Annotated in this window: 13 protein-coding genes and 1 pseudogene; 3 read left to right on the top strand and 11 right to left on the bottom strand. The window is 57.2% G+C overall.

The features are described 5' to 3' along the window. Window positions 1-340: 340 nt before the first annotated feature. From MRBLPB4O_RS03705 to MRBLPB4O_RS03675, 7 genes are all read right to left on the bottom strand, one after another. Window positions 341-1,060: an SDR family NAD(P)-dependent oxidoreductase gene (locus tag MRBLPB4O_RS03705; protein WP_025754663.1), complete on the bottom strand. Its 720-nt coding sequence runs from the start codon at window positions 1,058-1,060 to the stop codon at window positions 341-343. Beyond that, window positions 1,057-2,292, bottom strand: coding sequence for a dienelactone hydrolase family protein (locus MRBLPB4O_RS03700; RefSeq protein ID WP_025754664.1), 1,236 nt, complete (start codon window positions 2,290-2,292; stop codon window positions 1,057-1,059). Before MRBLPB4O_RS03700 ends, MRBLPB4O_RS03705 begins: the two co-directional genes overlap by 4 nt. A 91-nt stretch (window positions 2,293-2,383) precedes the next feature. Next, on the bottom strand, window positions 2,384-3,727 hold the full coding sequence (locus MRBLPB4O_RS03695; protein ID WP_033695628.1) for an OprD family outer membrane porin: 1,344 nt from the start codon (window positions 3,725-3,727) through the stop codon (window positions 2,384-2,386). Window positions 3,728-3,859: 132 nt separating this feature from the next. Beyond that, window positions 3,860-4,174: a zinc ribbon domain-containing protein gene (locus MRBLPB4O_RS03690; protein WP_025754666.1), complete on the bottom strand. Its 315-nt coding sequence runs from the start codon at window positions 4,172-4,174 to the stop codon at window positions 3,860-3,862. Then, window positions 4,162-5,343 (bottom strand): thiolase family protein, encoded by a 1,182-nt coding sequence (locus MRBLPB4O_RS03685; RefSeq protein ID WP_025754667.1) that lies wholly within the window; start codon window positions 5,341-5,343, stop codon window positions 4,162-4,164. Before MRBLPB4O_RS03685 ends, MRBLPB4O_RS03690 begins: the two co-directional genes overlap by 13 nt. Next, the gene (locus MRBLPB4O_RS03680; protein WP_025754668.1) at window positions 5,340-6,704 is read right to left on the bottom strand and encodes an MFS transporter; all 1,365 of its coding nucleotides are present in this window, start codon (window positions 6,702-6,704) and stop codon (window positions 5,340-5,342) included. Before MRBLPB4O_RS03680 ends, MRBLPB4O_RS03685 begins: the two co-directional genes overlap by 4 nt. Before the next feature lie 90 nt (window positions 6,705-6,794). Next, window positions 6,795-8,408: an ATP-dependent acyl-CoA ligase gene (locus MRBLPB4O_RS03675; protein WP_025754669.1), complete on the bottom strand. Its 1,614-nt coding sequence runs from the start codon at window positions 8,406-8,408 to the stop codon at window positions 6,795-6,797. Between the two features lie 114 nt (window positions 8,409-8,522). Between MRBLPB4O_RS03675 and MRBLPB4O_RS03670 the strand changes: the two genes are divergently transcribed. Then, window positions 8,523-9,428 (top strand): LysR family transcriptional regulator, encoded by a 906-nt coding sequence (locus MRBLPB4O_RS03670; RefSeq protein WP_025754670.1) that lies wholly within the window; start codon window positions 8,523-8,525, stop codon window positions 9,426-9,428. Window positions 9,429-10,056: 628 nt separating this feature from the next. On the opposite strand, the gene MRBLPB4O_RS03665 is transcribed toward MRBLPB4O_RS03670, so the two are convergent. Beyond that, window positions 10,057-10,965, bottom strand: a complete 909-nt coding sequence (locus MRBLPB4O_RS03665; RefSeq protein WP_025754671.1) for a LysR family transcriptional regulator — start codon at window positions 10,963-10,965, stop codon at window positions 10,057-10,059. Window positions 10,966-11,105: 140 nt separating this feature from the next. On the opposite strand from MRBLPB4O_RS03665, the gene MRBLPB4O_RS03660 reads away from it, so the two are divergent. Both MRBLPB4O_RS03660 and MRBLPB4O_RS03655 read left to right on the top strand, forming a co-directional pair. Further along, window positions 11,106-12,506, top strand: a complete 1,401-nt coding sequence (locus MRBLPB4O_RS03660) for an amidohydrolase family protein (RefSeq protein WP_025754672.1) — start codon at window positions 11,106-11,108, stop codon at window positions 12,504-12,506. Between the two features lie 11 nt (window positions 12,507-12,517). Further along, window positions 12,518-12,991, top strand: coding sequence for a DMT family transporter (locus tag MRBLPB4O_RS03655; protein ID WP_025754673.1), 474 nt, complete (start codon window positions 12,518-12,520; stop codon window positions 12,989-12,991). 186 nt (window positions 12,992-13,177) lie between these two features. Here the strand turns inward: MRBLPB4O_RS03655 and MRBLPB4O_RS03650 are convergent, their stop codons facing one another. The 3 genes and pseudogenes from MRBLPB4O_RS03650 to MRBLPB4O_RS03640 all read right to left on the bottom strand — a co-directional run bounded on the left by MRBLPB4O_RS03650 (window position 13,178) and on the right by MRBLPB4O_RS03640 (window position 17,512). Further along, entirely contained in the window at window positions 13,178-13,363 is a 186-nt protein-coding gene (locus MRBLPB4O_RS03650) for a sigma factor-like helix-turn-helix DNA-binding protein (RefSeq protein ID WP_081735853.1), read from the bottom strand. A 19-nt stretch (window positions 13,364-13,382) separates the two neighbouring features. After that, a pseudogene (locus tag MRBLPB4O_RS03645) lies at window positions 13,383-13,514 on the bottom strand (integrase); the annotation flags it as partial. 116 nt (window positions 13,515-13,630) lie between these two features. Continuing rightward, window positions 13,631-17,512, bottom strand: a complete 3,882-nt coding sequence (locus MRBLPB4O_RS03640) for a hypothetical protein (protein ID WP_025754675.1) — start codon at window positions 17,510-17,512, stop codon at window positions 13,631-13,633. Window positions 17,513-17,741: the final 229 nt, after the last annotated feature.

Below are 17,741 nucleotides of genomic sequence, written 5' to 3'. Positions count from 1 at the left end.
CCTGAGCAGGATGTTTTCAATGAGTTTAGGGACGTCATATATAAATTAATAATAGAAATATCGTCTTCGGGTATCAGAACTCGGAATACATGAATTTCAGGCAAAGCTATGTATGTGAATGCGCTTTAGTAATTCACTGCAACTTTCATGTTAACGATGCCCGCAACTTAATTGCGCCACCCAAACAACTTCGGGTTTTGCTTGTAAGCTTGCAGGTAATGCTCAAGCCGCCGCGACTTTTCATCTCAGCCAGCAGGCCAGCGCGTTGCAGTCAGCCCGAGCGTGCAGCATCGCTTGCGGTGGTGCTGCACACTTGAGCAGCACTCCCGCTGCGGCCCATTTAAAGGTGCCGGGCGAAGTAGGCCTGCGTACTTGCCCGGTTGGCGGCGAGCTTGTGCGCAACGTCCAGTGCCATGGGGTCGGGATAGACCTCCGTGGCACCGCTGGCCAACCCCGCTACGATCGCATCGGCCACGTCCCGAGGACTGGCCTTGGCACCCGCAACGTCACGGCTCATCGCGGTATCGATCGCACCGGGGAGCACCGCCATCACCTGCACCTGGCCGGCCAGCTCGGCCCGAGCGGCCTCGGTCAGGCGCAACGCGGCCGCCTTGGACGCACACAACGACCCCATGGCTGGCAACGCCACCCGCGCCAGAATCGACAGCACGTTGACGATAGCGCCAGTGCGCTCGACAAGCGTCGGCGCAAAGGCACGCATCATCGCGAGCGTGGCGAAGTAGTTGACGGCCATTTCCTGGGCAGCGGCTTCGGGGTCCTCGGTGCCCAGCAACCGCTGCTGCCTATTGAGGCCAGCATTGTTCACCAGGATATCGACCCGTACCCTGCTCGCCACCTGCGCGACTTGCTGCTGGTCGGTGACGTCCAGATCCACCGCCTCCACCTGCGGATGATCGAACAGCAGACGCTCAGGGTTACGGCAAGCGGCGTAGACACGACTTGCCCCCGCAGCCAAAAACGCTTCGATCAAGGCAAGGCCCAACCCTCCGTTGGCGCCGGTGATCAGGACCTCCTTGCCCACAGTCGTGATAGCGCTCACAGGTGCTCACTTTTGGCCCAGCGGGCCATCAGCGTGTTCGAAGGCAGCGATTCATCGAGCAATTTCTTGGCCGTTTCGATGCCCGCCACCGGAAGCCCTTCTGGATCGAGCAGGCCGATCTGTACCAGCACAGAGGCCTGGTCCCAGTAGATATGCTCGTGGTATAGCTTGTTGCCGCGGAAGTTGACCACCGCCACCATGGGTACTTCCACGTATTTGCCGGTAGGTGCTATCCCAGGCAGCATGTAGTCCATTTCGCAGGTGTGGGTGAAAGACATGATGAATTCATCGACGACCTGGTAGGCGCCGACCGTGCGAGAAACCGGAATCATCTTGGTGTCCTCGGGGTTGGCGTGGACAAAGTGATGCTGATAGAAGCGTCCGAGTTGCTTGCTGCCCACCCCGCCGGTCAGCGTCGGAATGTGGTTCACGTAAGGCTCGGCGACCATGGTCTTCAGGGTGGCCGGCACGTCTCGGGTAACGAACTCATGGTGGATGTGCTCGTCCCACAGGTCTGAAAGGTTGTAGGCCGGCCCGATGTACTTCTTCAATGCGCCAATGGTGCGCCCATGAGCCATGAGGGCCGAGGGTTTGTGAAAGTGATCGCTGCCCAGGCGGGCAAAGGCATGGTCAGCACCCTCGTAGGTATACAGCTCTACGCCTGGGCGGCCACGCAGCACCTCGGCGATACGCGCACGGGTCGTGGCGTCACACAGCCCGTCCAGTTCGCCGTGATGCAGCACCAGCCCACCGCTCAGGCCATCGGCTTCATCCAGGTATTGCTCAATACCCATGCCGTAGTAGCCCACCGCAACCGCGACATCAGTACGGGTGGCGGTGAGGTAGGCCAGTTTGCCTCCCAGGCAATAGCCCACGAAGCCCAGGGCGGGCTCGGTGACCTCGGCCAGATCCCGCAGCGTGTCGAAGGCGGCGGCGATGTCGTCTACGGCCTTGTCCAGGTCCAGTGCGGTGTAGAGGCTCAAAGCCTTATCGAAATCTGCGGGGGTGTAGCCCAGGTCGATACCCGGCTGTAGACGCCAGAACAAGTCGGGCACCAGAACCACATAACCTTCCTCGGCATACATCTGCGCCACCTCGCGCATGTTGGCGTTCACGCCAAATATTTCTTGGCCCAACACGATGCCTGGCCCCTTGCCTTCAGGCGGCAGCGCCAGATATCCCTTGAAACTTCCAGCCTGGTCTCGTGCCTGAATATCGATGTATTTGCTCATCTCATTACTCCTTCTACGGTAAGCGGACAGACATTGCTCTACATGAATTCTTGGCGAAGCAGCTTTGATGAAGCATTGCCAACGGCGCCATCTACAGCAGCTTGAAAGGGAATTCGGTGATCAGGCGAATCTCATCCATGTCACCGCGTGGCTCAGCCGAATTACCGCGGTGCACGCCGTACCGCGCTCTCAAGCTGAGGTTTTTTGCCGGCCCGTCTTGCACGACATATTGCATCTCGATATTGCGTTCCCAGTGGCGCCCCCCATCTCGAAAGCCGAGGGGATAGTAGGAACTGTCCGGTTCGATATCGGAGCCTTTGCCACCCTGTCCCTGCATGTAGCGAATCATGAACCTCAGGCCAGGCACGCCACGCGCACTGAAGTCATAGTCGTAACGAACCTGCCAGGACCGATCGTTGGGCGCGTTGAAATCACTGAGCTGCACATTGTTAGCCAGCTGTGCCACGGTGGTTTGCCCGTCTCGGAACGCCATATAATCGAAGGGCGTGTCGCCCTGCACCTTCTGGTATGCAAGCATGAGGGAGTGGGCACCGAACTTGACGCCCGGAGCAAAGGACCAGGTTGAGTTGTCGATGGGCCCGCCATGGGCGGCACCGATGTCGACCGTTCGGTACATGCTGACATTCAAGGTTGGGGTCAGCCCCTCGACGAGGGCAGGCAAGTAGCGAAACCCCAGGTAATCCTGGCGCCAAAGATCTTCGGCACGTTGAGTGCTGAGGTAGCCTTTGACTGCGCCCTGCTCATAATTCAGGCTGAGATAATCGACCGTATCCGTCTCCGTAGCGCCATACAGGGAACGTAGCGTGCTGTCGTTGCGGTTCTCCGAAGGCGCCTTGCCGGCGGTGATGTGGGCGGCATCGAAGGTTAGCGGCTGCAGATCGCGACTGATGAGCTGCCATGCTGTCACCGTTTGCGGCAACAGGCGCCCGGAGCCACCATCGGTGAGGAACACCGGAGAGGTGCGCAATTCCATGGAGCCGTACTTGAGCACCGTTTCACGGTACTTGAGCTTGAGCGCACCGCCGCCCACGCTGTACTCATTCGCCACATCACCGTCGTTGTTGACGTGAAGCAGGTTGGTGCCGGTCTTGCCACGACCACTGTCAAGCTTCAATCCCGCATACAGATGCGCGTCGAATCCCAAGCCGAGAACACCAGGCGTGAACGGGGAGAGATAGTCCAGAGTCAAGCCTTGGGCCCACTCGGCGCGATAACCGTTGACGGTGCCTGATCGGCGGTTGGCACCACCGTTGCGGAAGTCGCGGTTGAGATAAAAGTTCCGGGTTAAACCGGACAAGCTTCCCTGCTGAAAATATGTTGAAGCATCGGCCCATAGTTCATCTGCCAAGGCCTGTTGGCAAGCCAGCGCCAGCCCTAAGCCAGACACTAGTCGGTAATCGATCACTGCAGGCATAACCACACTCCTGGGTACTCACGTGCACCACGCGCAAGGCCTTGAGGCCATGCATGGTCAGGGAATGACTAGCTGGGGGGTCGGCCGACGACGCACGCTTCGGCGATCGAGGTCGGCTCGAACAGTTGTTGATTACAAGTCGCGGTCGGCCGGGTGGGCTACGATTCGCCGATATTCATCTATGGCGAGCTCTACCAAGGTGCCAGGAGGCAAAGGCTCTGCTGTCTGGGCAATTACCACTGGCCCATCGCTCAGCTCGACACTAGCCAGGTGCAGGAGCTCTGCGGCAGCGATCCCGATCCGCGCGCGCACGACGGTAGCCTGAGCAATCCGGGCGACCCCGGCAGAGACTTCCTGCCACTGCGCCTCACCGCAGCGCGGGCAGCTGTAACGCGGCGGGAAACTGGCCTGGCCGCAACCGACACATTGCTGGATCATGAACGCCATGCCACACCCCCTTGCCACCGTTCGAGCACCACCGCGTTGGCGCACATGCCGTAGCGATACTGGACCATGCCATAGCCGGTCACCACCGCCAGGCGCGCATCGCTGACCTGGCGTTGACCGGCGTCGCCAAGCAGCTGGGTAATGGCTTCGACCAACCCATGCATACCCCCCGCCGCGCCCGCCTGGCCGGCCGAGAGCTGCCCGCCCGAGGTATTCACCGGCAGTTCGAAACGGGCTATCCGCCGCAGCGCTCGCCGGTAATCGTCGTCGGGGACGAAGCCCAGGTCGGCGAGCTGGATCAGGGCCATGACCGGATAGTCGTCATACACGCACGCCAGGTCCATGGCATCAGGCCCGGTATTGGCGCGGTCCCACAGCGTGTCGGCAATCTTTGCCAGCGGCGTCTGCAGGCCATCGCCAGCCTGGTGGTCATCGTTGTGCAGCGCCTTTACTGCACGCACCGCCACGTTGACCGTGTTGCGGGCGAGGTCGGCGCGGGTCAGCAGGATGGCGTTGGCGCCATTGACTACCGGTACGCAGTCAAAACGGCACAGCGGGTCGGCCACCATGGGCGCCTCAAGGTACTGCTCGATGGTCAGCGGCTCGCGGTAGACCGCCAGCGGGTTGCGCTGCGCCCAGGCTCGCTGGGCAATGCACAGCTCTGCATAGTCTTCGCGGCCAAGGCCGGTGCGTTGCGCATGACGCTGGGTGAGCATCGCGAACACCCCATTGGGCCCGCCGTGCTGAAGCGGCTTGAGGTACTCCTCGGTGGTCCGGTTGTAATGGTCGACCAGAGTCTTGAAATCCTCCGGGGTGAACGTATCACCGGCCACCAGTACGATCACGTTGGCATCACCGTGCTGGATGGCACGCACGGCATGCTGCAGCATATTGATCGCGCTAGCCCCGCCATTGCGGTCATCCATGCACCAGGTCAGGGTCAGCCCGAGGCGCCACGCCAGATCGATGGCGTTGTCCGGCCGGTGGGTGAAGGATGCCACGCCCAGGCCGTCGACCTCATGCGCTGCCACGCCTGCCTGGCGCAGCAATTGCTGCACCGCCCTGCCGAGCAGTTGCGACGTCGACTCACCCGTGCCGCGCCGGTTGTAAGGTACTTCCAGGGCCCCGGCGATCAGCGCCACGGCGTCATTGCTTGCTGACCGGTTCATGACCGCCCTCCTTTGGCCCGCACGCGGGTCTCCTTGGTGAAACAAAGAGAGATGACTGTGATCAGCCCCAGCGCCATCATCATCAGAGAAACTGGCCAACTAGCCTGGTAATGCGCCAGCAAGGCGGTAGCGATCATCGGCGTCAGGCCACCGGAGAATACCGAGGCGACTTCGTGCCCGAGAGCCATTCCGGAATAGCGGACCTCAGTGCTGAACAGTTCGCCCATAAGACTAGGCTGCGTACCGATCATGGCCCCGTGGCAGATGGCATTGCCAATGAGGAAGGCGAGCCAGATCCAGGCAGGCTCTCGTGTCTCGAGTAACCAGAAGAATGGGAATGCCATTAGCACCATCCCTAAGGCACCCACCATATATACTGGCTTGCGACCTATGCGGTCCGACAAACGCCCCCAGAACAGCATGGCCACCAACTCCACGCACGTGGAGAACGTGACTCCCGCCAGCATCACACTATTGGGCACGCCAAGAAACTTGCCGTAGACAAGAGCGAACGCCAGCATGATGTAGGAGCCGCCGTTTTCAGCCACTCGCAACCCCATGGCCATCAGCACTTCCCGCGGATATCTGCGCAACACATCCAGCACGGGCATATGCGCCGTCTTGCCCGTTGCCTCAGCTCGCTGGAAATCCTGACTCTCTGGCAATGTCCGGCGAATGTAGACGCCCAGGACGAATATGACGATCGAGATAAGGAACGGAATGCGCCAACCCCAGCTGTGGAAATCCCGCTCCGGCAACAACTGGACTAGATAGAACACCGCTGCGGACAAGACGAACCCACCGCCCACTCCGATCTGACTAATCGAAGCGTAGAAGCCGCGGCGCTCAGGTGGCGCCGACTCGCTGATCATCAGCACGCCACCGCCCCACTCGCCTCCTGCTGCGATGCCCTGCAAGATACGTAACAGCAGTAGCAACGCGGGCGCCCACATGCCCGCTTGAGCGTAGGTGGGCAACAATCCGATCAAGAAAGTTGCCCCGCCCATGATAGAGAGCGTCCATACCAAGGCTTTTTTGCGACCGTACTTGTCCCCGATATGGCCGAATATCACCCCACCGAAAGGCCGCGCGAGAAAACCCAACGCAAACCCGGCCAGTGCCGCGATCGTACCCACCAGTGGATCGGTGCCCTTGGGGAAAAACAATTCCCCGAATATGAGCGCCGCCGCTGTGCTGTAGAGAAAGAAGTCGTACCATTCCAACGCCGTGCCAGTGACAGAAGCCAAGACGATCTTGCGAAAGGTCTTGCTGTCGATCGGTACTCGGTTATCAACTGCGGCGGAAACATGACTGTGCTCCGACTGGTTATCTGATAGTTCAAGCGAATGCGTGCCCGTCATGGCCGTCTCCGTCAATGACTGAATATTTATGAACGCTATTTTTATTGTTGTTGCATCGTTTTTTATTGCACGGCAGTCAAAGCTAAATGATTAGGCGCGTTTAAGCCTGTAGCCGGAGCACTCTAGGTCCCATGTACTGGCGGTAACGCCGAGTTCTCTCAATTTATATTTCTGAACTTTGCCGTTTTCGGTTTTCGGCAACTCGATAACAAAATCTAAGTAACGCGGCACGGCGAAATAAGCCAACCGTGACTCACAATATTGCGTCAGCTCCAGTGGATCGAGCTTAGTCCCCTCCTTGATGACGATAGATGCCATGACTTCATCTTCCGCCAGTTCAGATTTCACCGCATATACCGCCACGAGCTCCACCGCGGGGTGGCTCGACAGAACCTGCTCCACCTCAAAAGACGAGATGTTCTCTCCACGGCGACGGATTGTGTCCTTCAAGCGGTCAACAAAGCGGAAATAGCCGTCGCTATCGCGCACAACCCGGTCGCCGGTGTGATACCACAGGTTGCGCCAGGCTTCGACAGTCTTTTCCGGCATACCAAAGTAGCCGCAGGCGAAAGCGAAGGGCTGCTCAGCGCGCAATACAAGCTCTCCTGGTTCGCCATCCGCTACCGGCTGATCCTGGCTGTCTACCACCCGGGCACTGAAGCCTTTGGCCAATCGGCCCATAAAACCAGGCCGCTGATTCTCCAGAGTCCCTCCAATCACGGCATTGGTTTCGGTAGCCCCATAACCATCGATGAGGCCGATGCCTGTGCGTTGAATAAACGGGGCGTGGAACTGTTCAGGGACGCCTGGGGCTAGCGCGACACGCACGTTGTGCGCGCGCTCGAGCTCATTGTGCGGACGGCTGAGAAGGATAGGCACCATGGCTCCCAGCAGATACGTCACTGTGGCCCCGGTTTCCGCCAGCGCCTGGTAGAAGCCGCTAGCGGAAAAACGTTTGTCTACCACCAGCTGTGCGTCGTGCAGCAAGGCCTGGAAAAAGGCGTTCAATGCATTGGTATGGAACAACGGCAGGCATGTATACAGCACATCCCCGGGGCGCACCTGTAGGTCGCCACCGGTATTCAGCCCCCACCAAAAGAATTGGGCGTGAGGGCAGATCACGCCCTTGGACAACCCGGAAGTCCCGGAGGTGTAAAGGATAACCAGCGGGTCGCCATCCTCGAGCACTGCAGGTGGGGCCATGGACGCACTGCGAGGGGGCATCGACCGCACCCTTAACCGCTCCTGCCAAACCGCGTTGACATCGCCTTGCGGCGAAACGACCCACAGGGCTTCGACAGCAAGCGCAGAGTAATCAAGTGCCGCGAGCACATCCAGATTGACCTCTTCACTGACCAACAAGCGCGCCCCACTATTAGCCAGCACATGATTCAACTGCATGCCGCGACAAGCGGTATTAATAGGCACCGCAACCGCTCCCAGCCAACCACATGCCAACAGCACCTCAAGGAACTCGGCGCGGTTGGCGCACATCAATCCAACCCGATCTCCACGCTTTATCCCATATTCCGCGAGTGTTGTGGCACGCCGTCCTATCACGTCGACAAGTTGCGCAGCAGTCCAAGTGCAGCTTCGGTCGGAAAAAAGCGCCGTTTCGGGGCTGCGTTCAATACGTTTCGACAGCAGCACCGGAAGTGTTAATGCCCCGCCAACTGCTTGTTGTTTGCAAAAACCTGTGTCCATCACTCAAAGCCTCAGATTGTTGTATCGCCTCGCTGTTGTTCCAAAGTCTATGAACCTGTACTCTATAAGTCAAATTCATGGCAATTATACAATTGATAAACGGTATTTATACAAATGCGCAACTTGAATGATGTCGATCTAAATTTGCTTAGGGTTTTTCAGGCCATAATGGAGGAACGCAGCTTGACACTCGCGGCTGGACGCTTGGCGATTACTCAACCTGCTGTAAGTTACGCCTTGGGTCGACTTCGCAAGCTTTTTGACGATGCGCTGTTCGTACGCACGCCGGAAGGCATGATGCCGACCCAGACCGCCGAGCGGATTGCTGTACCGATCGGACGGGCACTCTTGGCAGTACGCGATGCTCTGAATGAAACCGAACCGTTCGATCCTGGTACTAGCGACCGGGAGTTCCGTTTGTGTATGTCAGACATCGGCGAACAGGTGTTTCTGCCGTCGCTTTGTGAACGGCTACAAACGCTTGCGCCGGCCATTAAGCTCTCATCAGAGCTGGTACCCGTCGCGATGGTGGTCGAACGGATGCGTATGGGGCAACTGGACTTCGCAATTGGTAACCTGCCCACACTGAAAACCACCACCCGGTACCAATCCCTGTTCCGTGAGCAATACGCCTGCATGACTCGTAAGCGTGACGAACTTCCGGCCGGGAAAATCAGCGTGCAGGATTTTCTTGCCCTCTCCCATGTCAGTGTCACCTCCACTGACAGCAGCCACGTAGCCATCGAGGACACCCTAGCCTCACGTGGCCTGAACCGACACATCGCTTTGAGGGTACCCCACTTTACAGTTGTGCCGCAGATACTCAGGCATACAGGGTGGATGGTCACCCTCCCTGAAGGCGTCGCACATGCGCTGAATCATTCGGATGATTTCGTGATTTACCCGCTGCCAGTGGAGATGCCGGGGGTCGAGTCTACTGTTCATTGGCATGGTGCCTACGACGCTGATGCCGGCAATCGATGGTTCAGGGCATTTCTATTCGAAACCTTGCGCAGATAAGGCGATTGCAGATCCGGGGTAGTCACGGGGGCCAAGTCATAAAGGGGCTAGCAGCATGCTGTGACGCAACCAAAGAAGGCAATTCAAGGAAAATCTGCGCAGATTCAGTTCCACCACCTCCGAGGTCACCGGTGACCGTCCTTCACAGTGATATGTACACATCCGGGTACCGACGTTTTTTCACTGGGGCACAAATCGCCCGATAGGTCATTTACCAGTGTCGAAACGTCCGCGGGTATTTCTGGCCGGGCTGCGGTCTGCGCAGCACGGCAAGCGTGTACGCGCCCGCATGGCACGCTCATAGAATGAGCCGCTTCCGAGCCAAAATGGACGGGCACAACTAGCTAATTCCTCATTAGGATCATTTGCGCGCCAGATTACGCCATTTTGGGGGCCGCCTTTCTGCGCTTCGGCTCGGGCGCCAGCATAATGCTCGGCCTGACGTTCATCGGTTTGCGTGCAAATGAAGCTGACGACACGGCTCACTTTCAGGAGCGGCGGAATGCGTCGACTTTTCAATTGCAGCCGCGGTCCACTACTGCTGGGCCAAGCCAGGCGCAACATTCAACCATCCCATAAACGCCAATAGTGGTTGGTATTTTAGCCCGGAGAAGCTTTCATCTCCTGATCAGCCAGCAGGCGAACCGCCGTCGTGAACTAGCCCAGCGATCCAGTCAGCGAACGCCTGCACAGCTGGTGATAGAAAGCGCTGATGTGGATATAACAAGTGCACAGGAACCCGGTCAGGCTGCCAGTCAGCAAGCACTTCGACCAGCCGCCCTTCTCGTAGATATTCGGAAACAACATTCTCGGCGAGTTGCACGAGCCCAAAGCCTTCAAGGCACATTTTGATGTAGAGCCCAGTCTCGTTGACGGCTGCTGTGCCCTTGACCGGGACTGAGATTTTCTCGGCGCCACGGGCGAAGCGCATCTCACCTGCTTGCCTTGCACGGCCGGAGAAGTAATGGATGGCCCGGTGACGAGACAAATCTCGCGGAGTTTGCGGAGTACCGTTCTCTTCGAGATAGGCAGCAGATGCACAGGTCACCCAGCGAAAACGGCCTAGTGGTCGCGCAACGAGCGTTGAGTCATCCAGCTCGCCTGTACGGATGACGCAGTCGACGCCCTCCTGAACCAGGTCAACCTGCCGATCGTTGACGCCTATCATCAGGTAAATATCCGGGTAGCGCCGGTAAAAGTCTTGCAGGTTTGGAATGACGATGAAGTGTGCAATGCCGCCCGGCATATCGACGCGCAAACGCCCCTGCGGCCGTTTCACGGAATCCGTCAGGCTGGTCTCCGTGCGTTCGATCAGTCCCAATATTTCCCTGCATTGCACCAGATATTGGGCGCCTTCAGGGGTCAGGCTAACCCGCCGCGTTGTTCTGTTCAGCAGGCGCACCTGCAGGTACTTCTCAAGATTTTTAACGCTGCTGGTCACCGTTGAGGCCGGTAGAGAGAGCGTCTGCGCCGCCTGGCTAAAGCTTCCTGCCTCAGCCACACGGACGAAAACCTGCATTGCTTGAATACGGTCCATGACGGGTAACAGCCTTGGAGCGGTAAAAGGAGGCATTATTATTCGCATAAATTGAATAATAAAAACAGTTCTACCATCTTTTTCCCGCAGTATCGCATTGCGTACATTGCTTCCAACGAAATTTGAAGAGGTGTACTGAAGTGGATGAATACAACCGCAGCATCGTGCAGGCTCCAGCCGCTTCGGCCGTACGCACACTTATCCGCGGCGCAACTGTGCTGAGCATGGACGGCGACATCGGCAATCTGGCGCGTGGCGATATCCTCATAGAAGGCAGCACCATCTCGGCCATCGATGAAAATCTCGAAGCCGGCGACGCTGTTGTGATTGAGGCATCCGGCATGATCGCCATGCCGGGCATGGTCGATACCCACCGTCACTCCTGGGAGGGGCAACTACGGCGAATTAATCCGAACGCCGCAACCCTGGAGGATTACTGCAACGCCACCCACTTTTCGTTCGCCAAATATTATCGTCCGGCGGACATGTATATCGGCAACCTGCTGAGTGCATTGGGCTGCATCGATGCTGGTATCACGACCCTTGTCGACAACTCGCATAACAGCCGCACCGGTGCGCACTCCGATGCCGCAGTAGAGGCGCTGCTCGATGCAGGCATACGCGCCGTACATGCTTCGGGAGCGCCGGTGGCGGGTGAGTGGGACAAAGCCCACTGGCCGGGCAACCTCGAGCGTCTGCAGGACAAATACATCAAGAACGGTGACAACCCGCTGCTCTCACTGGCAGTGATGGCGCAGCTGGAACCTGAGCTGTGGGCTGAGGCCAGGCGCCTGGGATTACCGATCATCACCGAGTTTTTTGGTGGGGACATGGCAGCTGAATTGGAAGGCTTGCATCGCGAGGGGCTGCTGCGCTCTGACAACATCTTCAACCACTGCACCGCGCTGCCGGACGCCGGGTGGAAGATCCTTCGCGAGGCTGGCGTGCGGGTCAACGTATGCCCGCGTTCAGATGCCCACTACGGCATTGAAGATGGAATGTTCGCCATGCAGGCGGCTCAGCGTCATGGCATCAGCCCTGGGTTGAGCGTCGATAACGAAACTTCCTACAGCGGCGACATGTTCATGGAGATGCGGGTAGCGTTTTATCTGCAGCGCGTCATGGGCATGCATCAGCAGCGCTGCTGCAGCGAAGACCATCATCCGGTGGTGACCCTGCCCGCCCATGGCCTGCTCAAAGCCGCGACTGTCGACGGCGCCACCTGCGCTGGCTTGCAGGACAAAATCGGCAGCCTAGTTCCCGGCAAACAGGCGGACCTGATCCTTATCAACGCGCAGGACATCAACCTTTATCCGTCAGGCAATGCCTTCGGCACCGTGGTACATGCGGCAGAGCGCAGCAATGTCGACACTGTCATGATCGGCGGGCGTATCGTCAAGCAGGGCGGAAAGGTTCTGGGTGTGAATAGCGAAAGGCTGCGTGCGGCGATCGACGAGTCCCGTGAGCATCTGTTTGCTGCTGCTGGCTATCAGCCGGATATGTTTGCCGAAGCATTCTTGCCGCTTGAGTCAGCCAAGTAAGGAGGCGTTAAATGAATGCAGCCTACTACGTACTGGCTATCTGCGCGGGGCTTGGGATCACCCTGCAGACCACGCTGAATGGCCAACTCGCTAAAGGGGTGGGTGGAGATTCCGTAGCGGCGGCACTGTTTTCTTTTTCTGCCGGTGCGCTATGCCTGGGCATCTTTTCGTTGATGCGTGGCGGGATAGTGGCCTCAATCGCGGCTATTCCTGCCCAGCCCTTGTGGAGCCTTCTGGGTGGCCTGCTAGGTGCCGGCGCGTTGCTTAGCTACGTAATACTCGCGCCAAAAATTGGCCTTTCAGCGCTGCTTGGCCTCGCCATCGCCGGGCAGATCATTTCGTCCATAGTTATCGATCACTTCGGACTGCTCGGAGCAGTCGAGAGGCCGGTGTCTGGTTTCAAGTTGGCCGGGGCAATCGTGATGCTCGGAGGCTTGGCAATCGCCCTGTTTGGTGACCGGTGGTCAGGGCTTGTATCCAGCTGAATCCCGTGGTTAACCCCCCTCGCTTCATAGCCGCAGATACCGATGGAGTGCTGCTTGAAGCCGAAGCGGCTGCCGCGGGAGGACTCCCATAAGAGCGATTACAGATCCAGCTATGTACGGCACCCACACGATGAGGCGTACAAAGGCATCGCTGATCTATCACAGGACAAGGAACCTGAGAGCAGTTCAGCTCCTACTCGGCCATACAAAACTTGAAAGCACGGTGCGATACCTAGCCTTGACCATCTGGGAAACCACGGTGCTTTTGGAAATGCCTAAGCGCTCGGCAACCTGCTGGTGATCTAGCCCATCGATACGGCACAGGATGAAGACTTCGCGGCAGCGCGGCGGCAATTCGGCGATCACCTGCATCACCTGTTGCAACGCGGGAATCACGAGTTTCCTCCGCGATCTGAAGCCTTACCCGAATGGCCCAGATATCTTTCAGTCGGAGCGCAGATTTTTGCCCGACCAATTTTCCTTTGTTCCAAGGCTGATGGCTGCTGGTTTTAATAGCGTTCATGGCTTGTCCTACATTTGAGGGAGGACAAGAATATCAGCCCGATCCAGAGGCGCTAACCGACCCATAGCTGCCGGTTAGGACGGGCAGTTACCGGCCAATGGAGTCGTGGGCCTAGCCTATTCGAAGCTCTCAGTACGCTCGCGCTCCTCTACGTCCTCTCGAAGCTCTTCCGCTGCGATTCTTCGTTCGAGGCTCGCTCTAGCTGTCGCCAATACTGGCTTCAGCTGTTCTTCGTTATCGAGACTCAAAGCATCGAGAAGCGGAATCCGTTTCTTCAGGATTGCAGCCAAAGACCCGGACCAGCCTGAAGGCGTAAATCGTTTCAAATAGGCTTCGATTACAGCCTTCTTATCAGGAGCATTAGCGAGCACAGCCAGCGCGACATCCGAAATAACCAACTCAGAATCGTTCGCAGAGTCGATATTGGTATGCTCTTCACTTGCTCGACTTCGGGTATCGAATAGCTTGCAGCTCCGCGCCGCAAACACGTAACGATCAGACGGCGAGGCATTACACCAATCGATCAAAATGTCCACTGGGACTACGCTGAGGGCTGTCTCTTTGCGATCAGTGTATGGGCGCCCAATTACCGGCAACACCTGACGGTAGTAAGCCTCTTCTCCGGGAACATAGATCGCGTCGAGCGCTCGTCGCGGCATGTGCCTGAGGAACGGTGAGATGGCGTCTTTGATGACGCCCCTGTCGAAGTACCTACATTCTCTCGTGCGCGCAAAGGCAACTAGACTGTCCAGCACCTCCTGCGCTGCGTCGGAAGAAGTTAATCGCTTCAAGGAAAATTCCAATATGCTCTTAAGGCGGTATCCACTGTTGGCACGATCTCCAAAAACCTTTCCCCATTCTACCGTGCCCAGAAGATTGAGGCAGGTTGCCGCCAGTGAATCTTTATACCCCTCATCGCGATCTGACGCGCAGTGGACGACCATGGCAAGGACGTCGAGACACACGACACCACCATCTGGCAGCAGTGCTATCGCAGAAAGCAGCTCGCCAATCTCTGCAACAGAGAATGAGTCGGTCTGCCTGCCCATCCCGAGATATGAGTATTGCCAGGCAGGAGTACTTCCAGCGTTGATTGATTGGTGGATTCGAGCGTAAGCCGCTTGGTTCATCGGTATGCTGCAATGCAGGTCCATGATCCATTTGACCCAAATTGCATCACTCACCGCGCTGTCGAGAAACTGCTGGGCTGAAGCTGGAGATGCGTGATGCCAGCCGCTAAGCAAGCCGCGGAGGAACGAGAAACCAATCGTTCCGGGCAAGGCAGTGGCGATATGTTCTTTCGCCGCATCCAAAATCCAGCTCGGGTCCGCAATGTGTTTACCAACCCCAACCCCAAAAGGAAATGCACTGGCTCCTGACTTAGTTGAGAGCAATTGCGGGAGTAACTCCAAGAGAAGGCCCTCAGTGGTGGCAGCAGCCTCCCCGAGCTCCTCCACGACCTGGTTTGATCTGCGGATGCGCTCCCCAGTCGTTTCAGCGATCTGATCTGTATCATCGTCATCAAGATCTAGGTCGAATTGATTCGATTCTAGAAATCGAGCTCGAATCATGTCGGGTATAGACTTCGGCTTGAGAAGTTTCTCCAGTTCGCGCAGCTCGTTTTGAACCGGCTCATCGAGTTGACCCGAGTCAAAGCGGAGAATGTTTTTGATCCCAAACCAACCCTGAGGCCAGCTCAGGACTGAAGCCAGTTCTTCTATTGCTGCACACACTTCTGGCCTCAGATTCGTGTCAACCCAAAGCCCTCTTAAGCGGCGTCCCAAAATAGATCTGCAACTTTCAGAAAGCTCGGACGTCTGCTTACCAATGTCTAGTGCTATGCGAATGAATGGCATGTACCACGCATTAACATCTGAGCTGGATGCAGGAGCCCATCCCTCGCTGCGCTTTCGGGCTCCAAAATCGAATCTGCTCACGGAGGAAAAATATCCTGTCTCAAGCGCCGCTTCGAGCGCTAAAAGCCCCAACTGCTCTCGTTTGGAGTCCCCCGATTCAAGTAGTTCTCTGACGAATTTTGCCCTTTGAGTGGGTGGGGCATTCGTTCCGGATAGCACGCAGAAAAACAGAGACGTTAGAATTCCTTCAGTGGATTCGTGCCCCCCAGTTTCCTGGGGCTCCGCCAAGGCGAATCGGACAAGAATATCGGCGGCGATATCGAAGTCTTCGTCTTCGAACGCGATGGCTTTCAACGTCTGCGCATACTGAGCACGTTGCCTGTTTTCATCCGAAAGAAAGCTAGGGATATTGGCAGCCCGTCCAATTGCCGCTAGAGCAATCTTTGGAGATACAGGCGCAATGTTGTGAAAGATCTCATGGCCAATGTCATTGAGAGCCGTTAGATCGCCCAAGCGCCCGGATGGCGAGAGCCAGTCCCGTACGAGCTCGGCGGCTTTTGCGCTTTCATGTAGGTAACCAAGTCGCCGAGAGAACGACCGGGCAACACGGTCGGTCGCGTTATCGACAAAGGCATTCACGATCTGCGATTTGGGTATCGCTTCTAGTGCCTGGGCTGCAAGTCGATTAGCAATCGCGTGTGGCAAAACAGCACGCCATTTGCCGCGCTCCTGTACGAGACCTCTTCGCTGTAAATCAACCACTTTTCGCTTTAGGGTGATCAATGAAACGTCAGCAACAGCGGCAATTTTGTTGAGTTCTGAGCCAGGGCCATCGTCCTCGCCGTCGAACGAGTACAAAATACTGGCCGCTTCAGCGCAGCTGAGGAGATCTTCATTCTCGGCGTTCTTCTGATGAAACAGGCGCTTGAACAAGTCGGAGTCTCGCAACCGCGCCAGCTCACCAGTCGTCGTAACAGTCGCTGCCAACGCAAACGCGACGCGAGCGTTACCGTCGGAGAATGCGGTGATGGTATCGACATCACTGAACGATAGGACTGGATAACGCCGCTGAAGAAGCTGCTTGATTACGTCATCGGAGGAGCCTTCGAGACGGTAGCACTTCGTGGCGTCTGGTAAGTCGTCCCGAACGTCGTACTCAACAGTAACCAAGCCTATCTTGCTGCCAGACTTTTTCAGCAGCTCGGTGAGCCTCTGATGAGTGTCAGCTCCGCAGTTGTCCACGACGAGAACACACTGACTACCGTCTTCAATTAGCGCTTCGAGCATCGCTGATGGTTGAGGTGAAGGTCCATCTGAAAGGTCCGTGTACAGCACGTCGTCAGCACTAAGCGCAGCCTGATGTGCCCTCACGCGCGGATCGAAGAGCGCCTGTACCAGTCTCGTTTTACCGACGCCAGATAAGCCGACAATGCGTACGCTTGCCCCCTTCGACAGGTCGATACGCAGGCGATCAATGGCGGCCGAAACATTAATGCCCTTCTCTGCGTCAGGCGTGAACACATTGACTCGATCATCGATCAGATATTCGGAGTCGACGGTCGTCTCTTGGTAGGCCCATCCCGAGTATGGGCGCCAACCCACCAGTGGTTTGCCCAACTGGTGTTTTACCCAGGCGACGATCGCTGGGTGTTGCTCGACCCAGTCTGCAATCTTTCTCGCGTCATAGAAGGCAATATGCGGCGAGGAGCAGAGGCCGTTGGCCGACAAGCAAGATCGCATCGCATTGAGTCGCAGATCGAGAGCGGATTCGGAGGTGTCGTCTCGCGTCGCGGCGATGACATAACTTCCTTCGATCGTGGCGAGGTCGCGTATTGCTTGCCTTAGCACTCCCTTGGGCGCCATTTCCCCAGGTATCTTGCTAGGGGGGAACACCTCGGCCTTTACCTGAAAGGCTGTGTTGTCATTGGGTAGATAGCCAGATATATCCAGTGGCGGATTTATCTCTACCCTGACGTCCACCCCTCCATCTTTTGCTCTTTGATCGCCACCCCAGGTGACGGCCGACTCTGAGCCACCGTGCTTGCGAATCTCGGCCCGACACAGTCTTGCGATCAGTGCGCGCGCTTGCTCGTCGTTAAGGGCTTTTATGTCCGCTGTATCTACGTGAAATAGTGTGTGCATTTTTGGGGGGCGTCAGGCTGACTGAGGACTTATCTTATAGCCTAAAGGCCTTTTGACACAGCAAGGACTGGCAAGTCGAAATAGTTGAGGGATAGTTCAATCCGGCTAGCATGGCTGCAAACCAAACTGGGAAATCCAGAGTCCTACGGGTATTCACCTCTGGCCGGGAGGATCCTTTAGGTACACGCTTATGTACGCCGTAACAAACGTATGGACATTTTTTAAAAAG

This window comes from Pseudomonas sp. LPB4.O (genome assembly GCF_038383825.1).
Classification (GTDB): Bacteria; Pseudomonadota; Gammaproteobacteria; order Pseudomonadales; family Pseudomonadaceae; genus Aquipseudomonas; species Aquipseudomonas putida.
Note: the sequence above shows the minus strand (reverse complement) of the source record. Positions and strands in the feature narration are given on the sequence as shown.